Origin of the sequence: Tritonibacter aquimaris (assembly GCF_009617595.1) — a bacterium.
GTDB lineage: Bacteria > Pseudomonadota > Alphaproteobacteria > Rhodobacterales > Rhodobacteraceae > Epibacterium > Epibacterium aquimaris.
Map to the genome: position 1 here is coordinate 74,501 of NZ_WIXK01000003.1, position 17,343 is coordinate 91,843.

Consider the following 17,343-nt stretch of genomic DNA (forward strand, 5'->3'; position numbering starts at 1 on the left):
GTGGCGTATTGCTGCAGCTAGCTAAGCGGGGCTGTCTTATACAGACGCACCTTCAGCCCGCCATGCGCAACAGGCGCACCAAGCGGCAAAAACGGCAGTTTGGTTGCCTTCGCAAGGCCAGCGTCACTGGTCACGATACCAACCCGCCAACCTTTGAACCGAGTTCTGAGCACATCACCCAGGCTTTGATGCAAAGCAAACAATAGCTTCTTATTGCCGATCCGCGCACCATAAGGGGGGTTAATAATCACAAGCCCGGGCTGGCCTTCGGGACGTTCAAGGTCGCTCACGGCGCGCTGCTGAAAGCTGCAAAGCGCTGCGACCCCTGCCCGTTCAGCATTTTGGGACGACATTTCAACCGCGCCTGTATTTCTGTCCGAACCATAAAACATCAGTTCTGGCGTTTTATGATCGCTTTGCGCGCGCAGCTCGTCCCAAGCCACAGCGTCAAAATTGGCTAGCTGCTCAAACGCAAAACTGCGGCTGCGCCCCGGCAAAACACCAGAGGCGATTTCAGCCGCTTCCAACACAAAGGTGCCAGAGCCGCACATCGGATCAAGCACGGGCTCTTCGCCGCGGTAGCCACAATCGCGCAGAAACATTGCCGCCATGCTTTCACGCATTGGGGCCTTGCCCACCGCGGCTTTGTGGCCACGTTTGTGCAGCGCCTCTCCCGACGTATCGATACTAAACATGCAATTGTTGTCGTCGATACGCAGCTTCAGCGTGATAGGCGCATCCTCAGAAATGATGATGCCGTGGCTTTCGCTCAGGGCGCGTTCAATACGCTGGCTGGCTGCGCCCGCATGGTAGATCTTTGATTTTTTGTTGGTGCTGGTTTCGACCTTCACCGGCACATCCGGCCGCAGAATCTCGGCCCAGGGAAACTTGCGCGCGCGCTTGTCCAGCTGCGCCAGATGAAACGCACGAAAGCCGCCGATACGGGCAAGCACTCTGGTGGCACCGCGCAGTTGCAAATTCGCGCGCCACACCTCTTGCCAGCCACCGCGCAGGCTCACCCCGCCGGGGATGGTCTGCTCCACCATAAATCCGCGCTCTTTCGCCTCTGCGGCCAAAAGATGTTCAAGCCCTGGTGGGACGGTGAGGAAAATTTCAAAGTCTGCTGTCGAATCCATGTGCCGTGCTTACCTGCAATGGCGCAGATCCGCGACGAGAAAGTCGCGCGCGCCCTGCAACAAAAAAAGGCGGGCCTATGCAGCCCGCCCTTCGACATTGATCAATCTGCGATCAGACGGCTTTTTTCAAAACCTCAACCAGATCGGTTTTTTCCCAGCTGAAGCCGCCATCCGCATCCGGGGTGCGGCCAAAGTGGCCATAGGCCGCAGTGCGCTGGTAAATTGGCTTGTTGAGCTGCAGATGGGTGCGAATGCCGCGCGGTGTCAGATCAATCACCTGCGGGATTGCCGCTTCAATTGCAGCGGCATCCACAGAACCGGTGCCATGCAGATCCGCGTAGATTGACAGCGGTGCGGCCACACCAATTGCATAAGAAAGCTGAATGGTGCAGCGCTCTGCCATACCTGCAGCGACCACGTTTTTCGCCAGATAGCGCGCAACATAAGCGGCAGAACGGTCAACCTTGGTTGGGTCTTTGCCTGAGAATGCACCGCCACCGTGCGGCGCAGCCCCACCATAGGTATCCACAATGATCTTACGCCCGGTGAGGCCAGCATCGCCATCAGGGCCACCAATGACAAACTTGCCGGTTGGGTTCACGTGCCAGATGGTTTCATCTGTCAGCCAACCCTCGGGCAGGACTTCGTGGAAGTAAGGCTCAACAATGGCACGGATGTCACCAGAGCTGAGTGTTTCATCCAAGTGCTGGGTCGACAGAACCAGCGAACTGACACCAACAGGTTTTCCATCACGATAGCTCACGGAGAGCTGGGATTTCGCATCTGGCCCCAGCGTAGGTTCGGTGCCGTTTTTACGCACTTCGGCAAGGCGACGCAGGATCGCGTGCGAATACTGAATCGGTGCGGGCATCAGCGCTTCGGTCTCATTGGTGGCATAGCCAAACATGATACCCTGATCACCTGCGCCCTCATCCTTGTCGGCAGAGGCATCTACACCCTGCGCAATATGAGCAGATTGCTCATGCAGCAGATTGGTGATTTCAACAGTCTCGTGGTGGAATTTATCCTGCTCATAGCCGATGTCTTTGATGCAGGAGCGGGCAATCTCGTCGATTTTGCCCATATAGTCGTGCAGCTTATCCTGGTCGGACAGGCCCACCTCCCCCCCGATCACCACACGATTGGTGGTGGCAAAGGTCTCTGCAGCAACGCGCGCTTCTGGCTCTTCTGCAAGAAAGGCATCGAGGACCGCATCGGAAATCCGGTCACAGACCTTATCCGGGTGGCCTTCGGAAACCGATTCCGAGGTGAATGTGTAATTCTTACGTGTCATTGGGAGGTGCTCCATTGTGATTGCCTGCCACGCCAGGAAGCCGTTGTGGTAGGATGTCCTTCGCATAGGCCGTGTGCCATTTCAGGTCAATCTCTAAGGCATGGAGATTAACCAACTGTGTTCAGCAACTGTTTTTTTCTTTGCCGTAACGCGGGCACCAGCACCATGACCAAACTGAGCAAAAACCACGGCAGATCACCCGTTTTGCTGTAAAAGGTAGCAGCAAGCGGCGCGGGCAGATCCACATCGAGATACCCCGCCTGCCCCAAAGGGATACTGCCACCCGGGACAATGCGACCGTAGGGATCAATCATTGCCGACACACCGGTGTTTGCCACGCGGACCATTGGCAGCCCCTGCTCAGCTGCACGCATCTGCGCCTGAATGAGATGCTGCTGCGGCCCGGAATATGTGCCAAACCAAGCATCGTTGGTGACCAGCACCAGAAAATCGGGTCGCTCAGCTCGGGTATTGATATCGTGCGGGAATACGCCTTCGTAACAAATCAGCGGCAAAAACCGTCCAACCGGCGACGGCAAAATTTCCTGCGACGGCCCGGCCGTGTAGCCCGTTCCTGCCCGCGACGCGAGGCCGTAAATGCCCAGACGCGCAACCAGATCCGGAAACGGCATATATTCACCAAAAGGAACCAGATGCACCTTATCGTATATCTGGTTTGGCTGCCCCTGCGCATCGAGCAGCACTGCGGAGTTGAAATACTCCCCCGCTTCTTCGCGCTGGATCCCCAGCAGGATCGGCACCCCATTGGCGGCTTGCGAGATCACACCCAATGTCGCCGCTGCATCGTTCAAAAGCTGAGGCACGGCGGTTTCTGGCCAAACGATCAGATCTGGCGCGGGCTCACTCGCAGAATATTCAACCTGCCTGCGCACAAAATCCCAGCGTTTATCTGGGTCCCATTTCTCGTCCTGCGGCGCATTTGGTTGCACCAAACGCACGCTGTGCTTGGTATAGGCAACAGCGTGATCTTCCGGTAATGGCTCCAATGCCGCGTAGATCGCGACCAAGTAAGCCACCAGCGGAGCGGCAGGCCAGACCCTGCGAAGCCGCAACAGCGCCAGAGGAACAAACATCACCAGCTTGAGCATGGCAAACCCCTGTGGCCCAAGCCACGGCAGCACAGAAAATGTCCAAGGTCCAACGCCAAGCTGCGCCAGCGCCGCCCAAGGAAACCCCGTCAAGGCATAGGCGCGCAGAAATTCCATCACAGACCAAAAGCCAATCAGCGCAAGAAGGCGCCAATTGCCTGCTGAAAACCGTTGCGCCAGCGCAAATGCAGCCCCCCAAAACAGCGCCAGCCCGCCGGACAGCAAAACAAGCGCAAAGGGAGCCATCCAGCCATAGAGTTCTGCATCAACCTGAAAAGGTTCAACAATCCACGAAAGCCCAAAGGCAAAATAGGCCGCACCAAATCCCCAACCCAGCCACCAAGCCTGTTTGACAGACTGCACACGCAGGAAAATCGCGGAGATCCCGGTCAATGCAATGGGAGTGACAAGCTGCCAGCTATGAGGCGCAAGCCCCCGCGACATCAGCGCGCCAAAACACAGCGCGAGCAGGACCAGCCCAAAGCGTTGCACAACAGGCCACCCTATTCCGCAGCCGAGGGCAAACGTACCCGTAGCCGTTTGATGCGACGGGGGTCGGCGTCCATGACCTCAAACTCGATGCCTTCGGGATGCACGATCACCTCGCCACGGGCAGGAACCCGCCCCGAGAGCATAAAGACCAATCCACCCAAAGTATCGATTTCTTCCTCATCCACATCTTCATGCGCGGTCAATGAGCGCCCGAGTTCAGTTTCAAATTCTGGCAGTGGCGTGCGCGCCTGGGCGACATAGCAGCCGCTTTTCTCCTGGAACCAGGTCTGCAGCTCATCGCTGTCGTGTTCATCTTCGATCTCACCAACAACCTGTTCGATGAGATCTTCGATGGTTACTAGGCCGTCCACACCGCCATATTCATCAATCACCAGCGCCATATGACGCCGCTCGGCCTGCATTTTGGAAAGCAAAATACCAATGGGCATCGATGGCGGTACAAACAGCAAAGGCCGCAGCATAGCCGCAAGATCAAACTCAGCCTCACCGCCGTTAAAGCCGTGGGTCAGGGCAAAATCCTTAAGGTGGGCCATGCCAACCGGCGTATCCAACGTGCCCTCATAGACGGGAATGCGGGTCAACCCGCTGTCCCGAAACACCTGCACCAATTCATCTTTGGAAATCTGCGCAGAGACGGCTACGATTTCGGCAGCTGGGGTGGCAACATCTTCAACCCGCAGGCGACGCAGGTTGATCATGCCATGGGCTTTGGGGGTTGGGGCCTGATCAACCCCATTCAGCTCTGGTGTTTTTGTTGCATCTGGATTCGCAAATGCCCCAAGAAAACGGCTCAGTAGCCCAGAGTTAGACGGCATCTCCAAATCGGAACTGCCTTCTTTGTTCATGTTCTGCAGCGCGCTTTGCGCCGCGTTAGAACTGCCTTCGATATCGCCCATCTATCCTATCCGTTAAAATCCCAACCCTGATCGCGGGTCGGAGATCATTCCTCGTCGATTACATATGGGTTGGAGATACCCAGTTTGCCAAGTATCTCGGCCTCCAAAGTTTCCATCAAAGTGGCATCTGCATCACGGATGTGATCATAGCCCAAAAGATGCAACGTTCCATGAACAACCAAATGCCTGACATGATCAGCCATAGGTTTGCCTGCCGCAAGCGCCTCTTTTTGGCAGGTATCAAAAGAAATCGCGATATCACCCAGGGCGATCTCCCCGGTAAAATCAGCTTCTGGCAGCAAAGGCTCACCACCCGCTTCTTCGGCGGCAAGGTCCTCATTCGGCCAGCTCAAGACATTGGTTGCTTTGTCTTTTTCACGAAACTCAGCGTTCAATTCAGCAATACGTGCATCATTGCAGGCCAGCAGCGCCATCTCGCAATCTTCCACTTCTAATGAGAAATGTGAAAGCGCGGCGCTTACCGCTTCATCCGCGAGCTCTTGCAAATGGACCTCAGCCCAGCGTTCGTCTTCGATTTCTATGTCCAGCACGCGGAACTCCTCATTCACCAAAGAAAGGGCTCACCCTTTTTTCTGTTCTTCGGCTTCATAGGCTTCGATGATCGCGGCTACCAGCGGGTGACGTACGACATCGCGTGATGTGAAATAATTAAAGCTGATTTTGGGGATCAGCTTCAGCAGGCGCTCAGCGTCAGCAAGGCCAGATTGCACCCCACGCGGCAAATCCACCTGGCTGCGATCCCCCGTGATCACCATCCTAGAGCCTTCACCCAGGCGGGTCAGGAACATCTTCATCTGCATGCTGGTTGCGTTTTGCGCTTCGTCCAACACCACAAAGGCATTGGCAAGCGTCCGCCCGCGCATAAAGGCCAGTGGCGCAATCTCGATGCGTTTTTCTTCAATCAGCTTCGCCAGTTGTTTGCCGGGCAGGAAATCATTCAGCGCATCATAAAGCGGCTGCATATAGGGGTCGACTTTGTCTTTCATGTCGCCCGGAAGATAGCCGAGCTTTTCACCGGCCTCGACCGCAGGGCGGCTCAGAATGATCCGGTCCACATGGCCGGTGATGAACATCGACACGCCAACCGCCACGGCCAGATAGGTTTTACCCGTACCAGCAGGACCAATGCCGAAGGCCAGCTCATGGGCAAACAAGGATTGCACATAGGCTTTTTGCGCATCGGTGCGCGGCTCAACCAGCTTTTTGCGGGTTTTGATTTCAACAGATCCACCAGTGAACATCTCCAACTGGTCGTTGGATTGTTCAGCAGCTTCGGGGGCATTGCCCATGCGCAATTCACGATCCACATCCGCAACCTCAACGCTGCGCCCGGTTTCAAGCCGATCATAAAGCGCGCTGAGCACGGCCGCTGCCTGCTCCCGCATTGCATCCTCTCCCATGACCGAGAGCTGATTGCCCCGGCGCACGATCTGAACGCTTAATTTCTGTTCGATTTCAGCCAGATGTCGATCGTATTCGCCACAAAGGTCGATCAACAGTCGATTATCAGGGAATTCCAGCAGTACTTCGTGGGAAGTAGTGGGAGTGTCTTCGAGAGAATTCGGGGCACCAAGGGCCAAGCGGGTCTCCATAAGTCTGGCGTTACTCACTAGAGTGTGCCCGCCCAGCGCGCGACACGCAAGCACCCATCACCAGATTTCATGGAAGTGAAACAAATAGGCCGCCCCAACGGCGGCCTTTTGCGCATCCTACGATGTCTTGATCTTTAGAGCGGATCGGCAATCCGCGACCCTGATTTGAACGGCCCGGTTGCAACATTGCGCGGCAGTTCGCTGTTGCAGACGGGTTTGCCATCAGGCGTTCTGCGCAGATCTGCATAACCTTCAACGCCGTCGTCAATAATCCAGTGTTCACAGCCGGTTGGGTCAACCCAGATACCTGCTGTGAGGTTCGACAGATCTTTGCGATCGGTGCCCCGGTCGCGGGTCTTATCTGCCCCAACAACACCATGGCCCGCAGAACAGGCTGCAGTCATGCCAGCCACCGCCACCAGGGCAAGAATTTTGCTCACTTTCATCTCAGACCCCTTAACGCAGGCAATAAATTTCGACACGACGGTTTTCAGCCATATTGGCCGCGCTATTGTTGGGCTTACGTGGATCACGTTCGCCGTAGGCACGTACATCAAACAGGCGCGCACCAACCGATTTGGCCACGCCCGCAACCGCATTGGCGCGACGATGTGACAAAGCGATATTGTATTCGTCAGAGGCACGGCTATCGGTGTGGCCCGCAACAACAAAGCCACGGAAGCTGCCTTTTTTGGAGTTGAAAAACTCCTGCAGGCGCTTGCGACCTGCGGCATTAATGTAATGTTTGTCAGTTGCAAAGAACTGATCAGTTGGCATCATCCCACACAGCTCACCGCGACGGCATACTGGTTTGCCATCAGGGGTTACATGCGGTGTCATAAATCCTTCGGCACCATCATCCATAACCCAGTGCTCACAGCCGTCGGGATCTACCCAGATGGTGGGAACATAGCGTTCACCAAGAATGGTGCGCGTCTGCGCTGCAACGCTGGTCACACCCAGAGCAACAGTGACTGCTCCAACTGCACAAACCGCGGATAGTTTTTTTACTGTCTTAATCAACACGACCCGAATTCCTTCGCTCCGTTTCCTCAACAAGGCCGCCACGCAAACCTGTTATTAAAACAGTGTCAGGCCCAATTCAGAGCCAGCATAGCAACGTCCCACTTATTTATCGTGGTGTATTCAAAGCACTTTCAAATAAGTTAAAGCAGAATTGGAGACACTAAAACAATTTTAGCGAAATTGTTGCCGCAACCGATGCAATTGAGACTCACTTCCGTGCCCCATTCAATGAAATGAGACACAGAATTAGCCGAATTTATTCGCTGATTAATTCACCCGCGAGCGAATTGGTCACCGAGGATACGATCCGAACGCGGGCCAGGGTCCCGATCTCGAGATGATCACTATTGGCAACGTGCACCGAGTGCAGGTATTCGGATTTTCCGACCATCTGCCCCGGCAAACGGCCTTCTTTTTCAAACAGAACGCCAACTTCACGACCAACCATACTGTCTTGAATTTCGCGCTGCTGTTTTGTCAGAAGCGCTTGTAGCCGCCGCAGACGATCATCCGCTTCAGCTGGATCAACCTGTGCACGTTCTGCCGCGGGTGTACCTGGACGTGTGGAGTATTTGAACGAATAGGCCGTGCCGTAACGCACTTCTTCCACCAGATCCAAAGTCGCCTGGAAATCTTCCTCGGTCTCTTCCGGGAAGCCAACGATAAAATCCCCCGAAAGCAACAGATCCGGCCGCGCCGCGCGGATGCGCTCCACCACGCGCAGATAGCTTTCGGCGGTGTGGCTGCGATTCATCCGCTTCAAGATTCGATCCGATCCCGCCTGCACCGGCAAATGCAGATACGGCATCAGCTTCTTGCAGTTCCCATGCGCCTCGATCAGGTCGTCCTGCATGTCGTTTGGATGGCTTGTGGTAAAGCGAATACGCTCCAAGCCATCAACCTTGTCGAGCTCCCAGATCAGCTGTGCCAGCGTCCAGTCGTTTCCGTCCAAACCTTCGCCGTGATAGGCATTCACGTTCTGCCCAAGCAAAGTGATCTCGCGCACTCCACGTTCAACCAGATCTTGGGTTTCACGCAGAATGCGATCCACCGGACGCGACACCTCAGCTCCGCGCGTGTAAGGCACAACGCAAAAGGCGCAGAATTTATCGCAGCCTTCCTGAACGGTCAGAAACGCGGACGGCCCACGCTTTGCCTTGGGGCGGCGCTTGAGCTTTTCAAACTTATCTTCTTCGGGGAAGTCTGTGTCGAGCACCTTGGTGCCCTGCCCGGCCTTTGCTTCCATTTCGGGCAGCCGGTGATAGCTTTGCGGCCCCACAACCAGATCCACCAAAGGCTGGCGACGCATGATTTCCTGACCTTCAGCTTGCGCAACACAGCCCGCCACCCCGATCTTCAAATCGGGTTTCTTTGTTTTCAGGCCCTTAAATCGCCCAAGCTCGGAATAGACTTTCTCAGCCGCTTTTTCCCGGATGTGGCAGGTGTTGAGCAGGATCATATCCGCATCATCGGCGCTCTTTGTCTCAACATAACCCTGTTCGCCAAGCGCCTCTGACATGCGTTCACTGTCATAAACGTTCATCTGGCAGCCGTAGGTTTTAATAAACAGCTTCTTTGGCGCGGTCATTACAGTGAGCCTTCCGATTGGGTGAGATCAGCGGCGCCATGTATAGCGAAACCGCGCGACTTGCAATGTAGCTGCAATTAACCGATTTTACATCAAAAGGCCAGAAAGGTGGCATATGTCGGGCAGCATTACCAAGACGCGTCATTTCACATTCGAAGAGTTCATCAACCAGGCTGCGGATCTCGGCAAAGGTCCGGCTGCGCTGATCTTTGTTGAAGATGAAGTTGAGATCGCCAGCACCCTGCGCCATCATCTGAACTGCGGCTTCAAATCGGTGACTGTGTTTATGCCAGACGCCTTTGACCTGCCGCATGAGTTGTCCGAAAAGGTGCGGCGCGTCACCTTTGACTGCCTGAAAAAAGACGCGGTGACATCAGCGGTTACTCACATCAGCACCAAGGCTCCCGCTGGATGCTGGCTTTATTACTGCTACAACGCCGAATATCTATTCTATCCCTTCTGCGAGAGCCGCAGTATCGGCGAAATGCTCGCCTTTCACAGCGAAGAGCGCCGCGATGCAATGCTGTGCTATGTCGTCGATCTATACGCCAATAATCTCAGCCAGGCCCCAGATGCGGTCTCTGTGGAGCAGGCCCATCTGGACAAATCCGGCTATTACGCACAGGCACGCAGTCATCCGCAAACTGGCCACCCAAAAGAACGGCAGCTTGATTTTTTTGGCGGCCTGCGCTGGCGCTATGAAGAACACATTCCCGCAGACAAGCGAAAGATCGACAGGATCGCCCTGTTCAAGGCGCGGCCGGATCTGACTCTAAACAGCGATCACACGTTCAATGATGAAGAATACAATACCTACGCCTGCCCCTGGCACCACAATCTGACGGCGTCGATCTGTTCATTTCGCACCGCCAAAGCACTGCGGCGCAATCCAGGTTCACGGTTTGAGATCAACAGCTTTCACTGGCACAATTCAGTTCCGTTTGACTGGAATTCGCAGCAGCTTCTGGATCTGGGCCTGATTGAGCCCGGTCAGTGGTTTTAAACATCAGCTGACGCCGCGTAAAACAGCAGCGCAAAATAAAGGCCGCCATCAGATCCGATGCGGCCCATTTCACAATACAGCGCCTTGCAACAACTCAACCCGTTTTTTTACGCAGCCGGATCACCACATCCACTGATGCAATTTCAAACCCTTCGGGTGCGTCGGGCAGTTGCTGGATCACCAGATCCTCGGACGGCGCATCAGACAGGCGCCCTTCGTTTTCATGATAGAAATGCGGGTGATCATGGGTATTGGTGTCAAAATAGCTTTTTGAGCCATCAACCGTAATTTCCTGCAACACGCCTGCCTCACAAAATGCGCGCAGCGTATTGTAGACAGTTGCCAATGAAACCGCCGCACCCTGTGTTTTTGCCGATTCAAACAGGCTCTCGGCGGTCACATGGCGGTGATTGCCATCTCCAACCAATAGCTCTGCCAAGGCAACCCGTTGCCGTGTTGGACGCAATCCGGCTGAAGACAGCCAGTGGGTCGCCCTCTCTGCGCTGATTGGCGTCATGTTGGCTCCTGGTACTTGTTGCTGATCGTAAATATAAGGCCAATCCGGCGGAGAATTCAAATGAAATTCACTCGCAACTGAGTGTTAAACCTCCCATGTTCCCCCTTGCGCGCTCTTGCAGGACCCGCCGGGCCGATGTTACAGGAGGCTAACTATAGATATGTACCAGGCAGGAGAAGCGCCAGTATGGCCGAATACCCCAACAGCTTTGACAAGGAAGATCTGCTAAAATGTGCCCGTGGCGAACTTTTTGGTCCCGGCAATGCGCAGCTTCCCGCACCTCCAATGCTGATGATGGACCGTATCACCGAAATCAGCGGTGATGGCGGGGCCCACGGCAAAGGTCACGTTGTTGCGGAGTTCGACATCACCCCCGACCTCTGGTTCTTTGACTGCCACTTCCCCGGCAATCCAATCATGCCTGGCTGTCTTGGCCTTGATGGCCTGTGGCAGCTGACCGGTTTCAACCTGGGCTGGCGTGGCTGGCTGGGCCGTGGCTATGCGCTTGGTGTTGGCGAAGTGAAGCTCACCGGCATGGTGCGCCCTGATCGCAAAATGCTGACCTATAAGATTGATTTCACCAAAGCCTTGCAAACCCGTCGTCTGACAATGGGTGTTGCAGATGGTATCGTAGAGGCCGATGGTGAAGTGATTTATCAGGTCAAAGATATGAAAGTTGCATTGTCCGAGAGCTGATTTCAGCCCGAACATCCGCACATTTGGAACAGGAGTACGCAGCATGCGTCGTGTTGTCGTCACCGGTCTCGGGATCGTCTCATCGATCGGGAACAATGCCGAAGAGGTTCTCGCCTCACTCAAAGCTGGTAAATCCGGCATCGAGGCCAGCCCCGAAATGGTCGAACATGGCTTTCGCAGCCAAGTTGCAGGCACATTGAAGCTGGACATCAAGGAACTGGTCGACAAGCGCACGCTGCGCTTCATGGGCCCCGGTGCTGCTTATGCACATATCGCGATGGAGCAAGCCATCGCAGATTCGGGTCTCAGCGAAGATAAGGTTGTGAATGAACGCACCGGTCTGGTTGCAGGCTCTGGCGGCCCGTCCACATCCGCAATGCTCGCAGCACACCAGGTTGTGGCCAAAACCGGCGCAACCAAACGCATTGGCCCCTTTGCGGTGCCAAAATGCATGTCTTCGACCATTTCAGCGAACCTCGCAACTGCCTTTAAAATCAAAGGCATCAACTACTCGATCACCTCGGCATGCTCTACCTCGCTGCATTGCATTGGCAACGCAGCTGAGCAGATCATGATGGGCAAACAGGATGTGATGTTTGCAGGCGGTGGCGAAGAGCTCGACTGGACCCTGTCTTGCCTGTTTGATGCGATGGGTGCGATGTCGTCGAAGAAAAACGACGACCCCACCAAAGCGTCACGCGCCTTTGACCAAGATCGCGATGGTTTTGTGATTTCGGGCGGCGGCGGCATTGTGGTTCTGGAAGATCTGGAACATGCAGTAGCACGCGGTGCCAAGATCTATGCCGAAGTCACCGGTTTTGCAGCGACTTCTGACGGCCACGATATGGTTGCCCCTTCCGGCGAAGGTGGCGAACGCGCGATGCGTCTGGCACTGTCCACCCTGCCCGAAGGCCGCAAGGTGGATTACATCAACGCACATGGCACCTCCACTCCGGTGGGTGACGTGGGCGAAGTCGAAGCCGCGCGTCGCGTCTTTGGCGAAGGAAGCGTTCCGCCGATTTCATCAACCAAATCCATGACCGGCCACGCACAGGGTGCTGCTGGTGCGCTTGAGGCGATTTTCTGCCTCTTGATGCTGGAACATGATTTCATCACCCCATCGATCAACGTTGAAACTTTGGCCGAGGGCATCCTGCCCGGCGAAGTAGCAACCGATCTGGTGGAAAATGCAGGGCTTGATTCGGTGATGACCAACAGCTTCGGCTTTGGTGGCACCAACGGCTCTATGGTATTGAGCAAGTTTAAAGGATAACTTCGATGTCTGGAGTTCTTCAAGGCAAGCGCGGCCTCATCATGGGTGTGGCCAACGACCGTTCCATCGCATGGGGCATTGCCAAAGCGATGCATGCAGCGGGCGCAGAGCTTGCCTTTACCTATCAGGGCGAAGCCTTTGGCAGTCGTCTGAAACCACTGGCCGAAAGTGTTGGCAGTGATTTCATGGTGGATGTGGATGTCACCGATGATGCGTCATTGGACAAAGCATTTGCTGAATTGGGTGAGCGCTGGCCCAGCATCGATTTTGTGGTGCACGCAATCGCCTATTCCGACAAATCGGAACTGACCGGCCGTTTCCTGGATACAAGCCGCGCCAATTTCAAGAACTCAATGGATATTTCGGCCTACTCCCTCATTGAGGTGGCCCGCCGTGCCTATCCGCTGATGAAAGACAATGGCGGCACTTTGCTGACGCTGACCTATCTCGGCTCCAACCGGGTTGTACCAAACTACAACGTCATGGGTGTGGCCAAAGCCGCGCTGGAATCGGCAACGCGCTATCTGGCAAATGATCTTGGCCCCGAGGGTATTCGCGTCAATGCAATCTCCCCCGGCCCAATGAAAACGCTCGCGGGTGCTGCCATTGGTGGCGCGCGTCGGACGTTCAAACACACCGATCAAAACGCTCCGATGCGTTCAAACGCGACATTGGATGCGGTTGGCGGCACGGCTGTCTATCTGGCCTCTGACGCGGGCAGCTGCACCACGGGTGAAATTGTCCGGGTTGATGGCGGTTTTCATGTTCTGGGCATGCCACAGCAAGACAACCTCTGATTTCAGAGACACAAGACACGCAAAGGCGCTCCAATGGGGCGCCTTTTTTGTTTGCGGCAGTTGTATCACACACAATTGTTCACTTCCCCAGCTCTTCGTTCCTTCCTAAACTGGCTGTGATCCGCGCACCAAAGGAGCCAAAGAGACACTCATGGCGATAACCACCTGCGTATTTGATGCCTATGGAACCCTGTTTGACGTCAGCTCAGCTGCACGCCGCGCCGCGCAAGAGCCCGCGTTCCCGCACCTGCAAGACCACTGGGCAAACGTCGCCGAACATTGGCGGCAGAAACAGCTACAGTACACTTGGCTGCGTGCCATCACCGACGCCCACAGTGATTTCTGGGAGGTCACGCAAAACAGCCTCGACTGGGCCCTTGAGGCCAACGGGCTTGCCGGCGACCAACATCTGCGCGACCGTCTGCTGGATCTTTTTTGGGAACTTCAGGCCTTTCCCGAGGTCCCCGAAGTGTTAAGCACGCTCAAAGCCAAAGGCATGAACGTTGCAATCCTATCAAACGGCTCCCCCAAGATGTTAGACGGCGCGGTACAATCTGCAGGGATCGCAGACAGTCTTGACGATGTCCTTTCTGTCGAAAGCGTGGGCGTGTTCAAACCACATGCGCGTGTCTATGACCTTGTTGGCAAACGCTTTGACTGCCCGCCCGAGGACGTGCTGTTTGTCTCTTCCAACGGTTGGGACGCCGCCGCGGCTGCGGGATATGGTTTCAAAACCGCCTGGGCCAATCGCGCGTCTGAACCGGTGGATCGCCTGCCCTGGCAGCCGGATTACAGCCTCAATGACCTTCACCCCATTCCAGATCTGATTGAATCTTAAATGCCATTTTTCAAAACCCGTGACGGGCTTTCGCTTCACTATACAGACACCGGCACTGGCCTGCCGCTGATCTGCCTGCCTGGCCTCACCCGCTGTGGGCGCGATTTTCGGTATCTTGCGCCACACGTCAGCGACCTGCGATTGATCACCCTTGATTTTCGCGGACGCGGACAATCGGAATATGCCGCTGATTTCATGACATATTCAGTCCTGCAAGAAACCGAAGATGTGATTGATCTGCTCGACCATCTCAACCTTGCACAGGCTGCAATCCTTGGCACCTCACGCGGTGGTATGGTTGCGATGACGCTTGCTGCATTGCATAAAACCCGCCTCAGTGCTGTGATCCTGAACGATGTTGGCCCGGAAATTCCCACAACCGGCCTTGCGCGTATCATGGAATATGTTGGCCATCGCCCCGCGGCCAAGACATTTGAACGCGCCGCCGCACAATTGCAGGCCGCGATGCAAGACGCCTTTCCAACGGTTCCAGCAGAACGCTGGTTCGAAGAGGTGAGCACCTTTTATCAAGACAGCAACGGACGGCTCGAGCTGCGCTATGACCCAAAACTGCGCGACGCTTTGATTGCACAGGCCGCAGAAGGGCCAATCCCCGATCTCTGGCCGCTCTACAATTGTCTGGCTGAAATTCCACTTGGGGTGATCCGGGGCGCAAATTCCGACATTTTGATGCAAGACACTTTCCAGAAGATGCAAACCACCCTGCCCCATGCCGCAGCTGTCGAAATCGCCGATCGCGGCCACGTCCCGTTTCTCGACGAGCCTGAGGCGCTGGCGCTTATTCGCATGACCCTGGAAAGGATCTGACATGGCCACGCTTGCCAAAATCGAAGCCGCTGCAGAACGCCTCAAGGGGCACGCGCGCAAAACTCCACTGCTCTCTTCCCCGTTTTTGGATGAGATCGCAGGACGACGCGTATTTGTGAAACCCGAGTGCCTGCAACACACTGGATCGTTTAAATTTCGCGGTGGCTGGGCCGCTGTTTCAGCCCTCTCAGAGGCGGAACAGAAACGTGGAGTAATCGCCTTTTCCAGTGGCAACCATGCGCAGGGCATTGCCGCTGCCGCAAAGGCCCATGATGCACCCGCAGTTATCATTATGCCCAAAGATGCCCCTGCGCTAAAGATCAACAACACCCGCGCGCTTGGCGCAGAGGTTGTGCTCTATGACCGGGTGGGGGGTGAAAGCCGCGAAGCCCTTGGCGCTGAAATCGCCGAAGCACGCGGGCTGAGCCTCATCCCCCCATTTGAACACCCGGAGGTAATCGCGGGCCACGGCACCGTGGGCCTTGAGATCGCAGAACAGGCCCGTGAACATGACATTTCAGGAGCGGATGTTGTGGTCTGCTGCGGCGGCGGCGGGCTTGCATCGGGAATTGCCCTTGCGCTGGAAGATCGCGCCCCCGACATGCAGCTGCGCACAGCAGAGCCTACAGGGTTTGATGACGTGGCACGTTCATTGGCAGCCAATGAAATACTATCAAACCCGCACACCACCGGGTCGATTTGCGACGCTATACTGACACCTCAGCCGGGCGATAGTCCCTTTGCTATCTTGAACCGTCTCGCAGGCAGCGGGCTGGTGGTTGATGATACAGATGCCTTGCGTGCGATGGCTCAGGCATTCTTGCGGCTAAAACTGGTCACTGAACCCGGCGGCGCGGTTTCATTGGCCGCAGCCTTGTTTCAGCCCGAAGCGTTTGACACCGATTCCGTGATCGCAGTTGTCACTGGCGGAAATGTGGACCCCGCCACATTCCAACACGCGCTTAGCCACGCGGAAACCTGAACAAAGGTAGACAGATGACAGCTTTCACCCTCGCCTCGTTCAACGTCAAAAACCTGATTGGGCCCGATCAGGAATACTACAAGTTCCAAAGCTACACCCCCGAGGAATTTGCCTGGAAGGTCGACTGGCTTGCGGATCAGGTGTTGAGCCTGGACGCCGATATTGTTGGTTTTCAGGAAATCTTTGAAGAATCTGCCCTGCAAGACGTGATCAACGAGGCTGATCAACGCGGCATTGCCGCCAATGCCGCGACCATTCCCGATCCAAGCAAACGCTATCACCGCCGCGCAATTTTCCGCAAAATCGCCTACACGCCCTATACCGACGCAAGCCTTGCCTTTGCCCCCAACGTAAAAGACACGGGCAAACCCGGCGCGCGTCGCCCTGGCGTTGCGATCCTGTCGCGCTTTGGATTTGCACAGCCTCCAGAGGTGATCCAGGTGCTGGATACCCCGCTTGAAATCCCGCTGACCGCATTAACCGGTGATAGCGCCGCCGCAGGTAGTTACCGGGTTGAAAGCCTGTCGCGCCCGATCTTAAAAGCGCGCATCCCGGTTGGGGATCAGATCATCACCGTGTTTAACTGCCATCTAAAATCCAAACTGGGTGAATTTATCAAACCAGATGGTAAGGATTATGCGCCCGAGGCGGATCTAACCGCCTATGATGCCCCCGGTCGCGCCCTAGGGGCGCTACGCGCAGCGCTGCGCCGTATGGCCGAAGCCTATGTTTTGCGCAGCCTGATTGTGGAAGAGCTCGCCAAGGGTCACCCCGTAATGGCAATGGGGGATTTCAACGACGGCGAACATGCGGTCAGCAGCGAAATCATCAGCGGTGAAACCCCGTTTCGCAATTACGCCTGGATGCTGCGCCATGATGCGCGCCACCGCAATGACCGCTACAGCGATGATGAAAACACGCAGATCCGTGAAAACATTGACGCCTTGCGCCTGCGTTCGGCCGAAAACATGTTCCTGCGCAAATCTCTGCGCGATGTGGTCTATACAACCGCCTTTGGCGGTGTGCATGAAAGCATCGATCAGATCTATATGTCCCGCCACTTTGATCCCAGCTGGACCGGTTCTGTTGGGGAAATGCAATATTACACCGTGCTCAATGACCACCTGACCGATGGCAGCCACCCCGAAGCACCTTATAACAAACTCGCCTCTGATCACGGGCAGATCATGGCGCATATGGTCTTGAACTCTGACCTGTCTCAGCGCAGGTAGGG

General features: G+C 55.6%; 18 protein-coding genes and 1 riboswitch. Of the genes, 8 read left to right on the forward strand and 10 right to left on the reverse strand.

What is annotated here, in order from left to right; genetic code table 11:
- Positions 1 to 17: 17 nt before the first annotated feature.
- From GG681_RS06320 to miaB, 9 genes are all read right to left on the reverse strand, one after another.
- Positions 18 to 1,136: a THUMP domain-containing class I SAM-dependent RNA methyltransferase gene (locus GG681_RS06320; protein ID WP_153546264.1), complete on the reverse strand. Its 1,119-nt coding sequence runs from the start codon at positions 1,134 to 1,136 to the stop codon at positions 18 to 20.
- Between the two features lie 112 nt (positions 1,137 to 1,248).
- Entirely contained in the window at positions 1,249 to 2,430 is a 1,182-nt protein-coding gene (gene metK, locus GG681_RS06325) for a methionine adenosyltransferase (RefSeq protein WP_153546266.1), read from the reverse strand.
- A 7-nt stretch (positions 2,431 to 2,437) separates the two neighbouring features.
- Positions 2,438 to 2,485, reverse strand: a riboswitch (SAM-SAH riboswitch).
- A 52-nt stretch (positions 2,486 to 2,537) separates the two neighbouring features.
- On the reverse strand, positions 2,538 to 4,031 hold the full coding sequence (gene lnt / locus GG681_RS06330; RefSeq protein ID WP_328593290.1) for an apolipoprotein N-acyltransferase: 1,494 nt from the start codon (positions 4,029 to 4,031) through the stop codon (positions 2,538 to 2,540).
- Between the two features lie 11 nt (positions 4,032 to 4,042).
- Positions 4,043 to 4,948, reverse strand: a complete 906-nt coding sequence (locus GG681_RS06335) for a hemolysin family protein (RefSeq protein ID WP_153546268.1) — start codon at positions 4,946 to 4,948, stop codon at positions 4,043 to 4,045.
- Positions 4,949 to 4,992: 44 nt separating this feature from the next.
- Positions 4,993 to 5,499, reverse strand: coding sequence for an rRNA maturation RNase YbeY (gene ybeY, locus GG681_RS06340; protein ID WP_328593291.1), 507 nt, complete (start codon positions 5,497 to 5,499; stop codon positions 4,993 to 4,995).
- A gap of 30 nt (positions 5,500 to 5,529) precedes the next feature.
- Positions 5,530 to 6,561, reverse strand: coding sequence for a PhoH family protein (locus tag GG681_RS06345; protein ID WP_153546996.1), 1,032 nt, complete (start codon positions 6,559 to 6,561; stop codon positions 5,530 to 5,532).
- A gap of 134 nt (positions 6,562 to 6,695) precedes the next feature.
- The gene (locus GG681_RS06350) at positions 6,696 to 7,007 is read right to left on the reverse strand and encodes a hypothetical protein (protein ID WP_153546270.1); all 312 of its coding nucleotides are present in this window, start codon (positions 7,005 to 7,007) and stop codon (positions 6,696 to 6,698) included.
- Between the two features lie 10 nt (positions 7,008 to 7,017).
- The gene (locus GG681_RS06355) at positions 7,018 to 7,581 is read right to left on the reverse strand and encodes an OmpA family protein (RefSeq protein WP_408057659.1); all 564 of its coding nucleotides are present in this window, start codon (positions 7,579 to 7,581) and stop codon (positions 7,018 to 7,020) included.
- Between the two features lie 262 nt (positions 7,582 to 7,843).
- Positions 7,844 to 9,175: a tRNA (N6-isopentenyl adenosine(37)-C2)-methylthiotransferase MiaB gene (gene miaB, locus GG681_RS06360; protein WP_153546272.1), complete on the reverse strand. Its 1,332-nt coding sequence runs from the start codon at positions 9,173 to 9,175 to the stop codon at positions 7,844 to 7,846.
- 115 nt (positions 9,176 to 9,290) lie between these two features.
- On the opposite strand from miaB, the gene GG681_RS06365 reads away from it, so the two are divergent.
- Positions 9,291 to 10,178, forward strand: coding sequence for a glycosyltransferase family 2 protein (locus GG681_RS06365; RefSeq protein ID WP_153546274.1), 888 nt, complete (start codon positions 9,291 to 9,293; stop codon positions 10,176 to 10,178).
- Positions 10,179 to 10,272: 94 nt separating this feature from the next.
- Here the strand turns inward: GG681_RS06365 and irrA are convergent, their stop codons facing one another.
- Complete coding sequence (irrA, locus tag GG681_RS06370; RefSeq protein ID WP_153546276.1) at positions 10,273 to 10,695, reverse strand: iron response transcriptional regulator IrrA; 423 nt, start codon at positions 10,693 to 10,695, stop codon at positions 10,273 to 10,275.
- Positions 10,696 to 10,881: 186 nt separating this feature from the next.
- On the opposite strand from irrA, the gene fabA reads away from it, so the two are divergent.
- The 7 genes from fabA to GG681_RS06405 all read left to right on the forward strand — a co-directional run bounded on the left by fabA (position 10,882) and on the right by GG681_RS06405 (position 17,341).
- On the forward strand, positions 10,882 to 11,391 hold the full coding sequence (fabA, locus tag GG681_RS06375; RefSeq protein ID WP_153546278.1) for a bifunctional 3-hydroxydecanoyl-ACP dehydratase/trans-2-decenoyl-ACP isomerase: 510 nt from the start codon (positions 10,882 to 10,884) through the stop codon (positions 11,389 to 11,391).
- A gap of 43 nt (positions 11,392 to 11,434) precedes the next feature.
- Positions 11,435 to 12,664, forward strand: coding sequence for a beta-ketoacyl-ACP synthase I (gene fabB / locus GG681_RS06380; RefSeq protein WP_153546280.1), 1,230 nt, complete (start codon positions 11,435 to 11,437; stop codon positions 12,662 to 12,664).
- 5 nt (positions 12,665 to 12,669) lie between these two features.
- Positions 12,670 to 13,461, forward strand: coding sequence for an enoyl-ACP reductase FabI (locus GG681_RS06385; protein WP_153546282.1), 792 nt, complete (start codon positions 12,670 to 12,672; stop codon positions 13,459 to 13,461).
- A 151-nt stretch (positions 13,462 to 13,612) separates the two neighbouring features.
- Entirely contained in the window at positions 13,613 to 14,299 is a 687-nt protein-coding gene (locus GG681_RS06390; RefSeq protein WP_153546284.1) for a haloacid dehalogenase type II, read from the forward strand.
- On the forward strand, positions 14,300 to 15,127 hold the full coding sequence (locus GG681_RS06395; RefSeq protein WP_153546287.1) for an alpha/beta fold hydrolase: 828 nt from the start codon (positions 14,300 to 14,302) through the stop codon (positions 15,125 to 15,127).
- A gap of 1 nt (position 15,128) precedes the next feature.
- Positions 15,129 to 16,109: a threonine ammonia-lyase gene (locus tag GG681_RS06400; RefSeq protein ID WP_153546289.1), complete on the forward strand. Its 981-nt coding sequence runs from the start codon at positions 15,129 to 15,131 to the stop codon at positions 16,107 to 16,109.
- A 14-nt stretch (positions 16,110 to 16,123) separates the two neighbouring features.
- On the forward strand, positions 16,124 to 17,341 hold the full coding sequence (locus GG681_RS06405; RefSeq protein WP_153546291.1) for an endonuclease/exonuclease/phosphatase family protein: 1,218 nt from the start codon (positions 16,124 to 16,126) through the stop codon (positions 17,339 to 17,341).
- Positions 17,342 to 17,343: the final 2 nt, after the last annotated feature.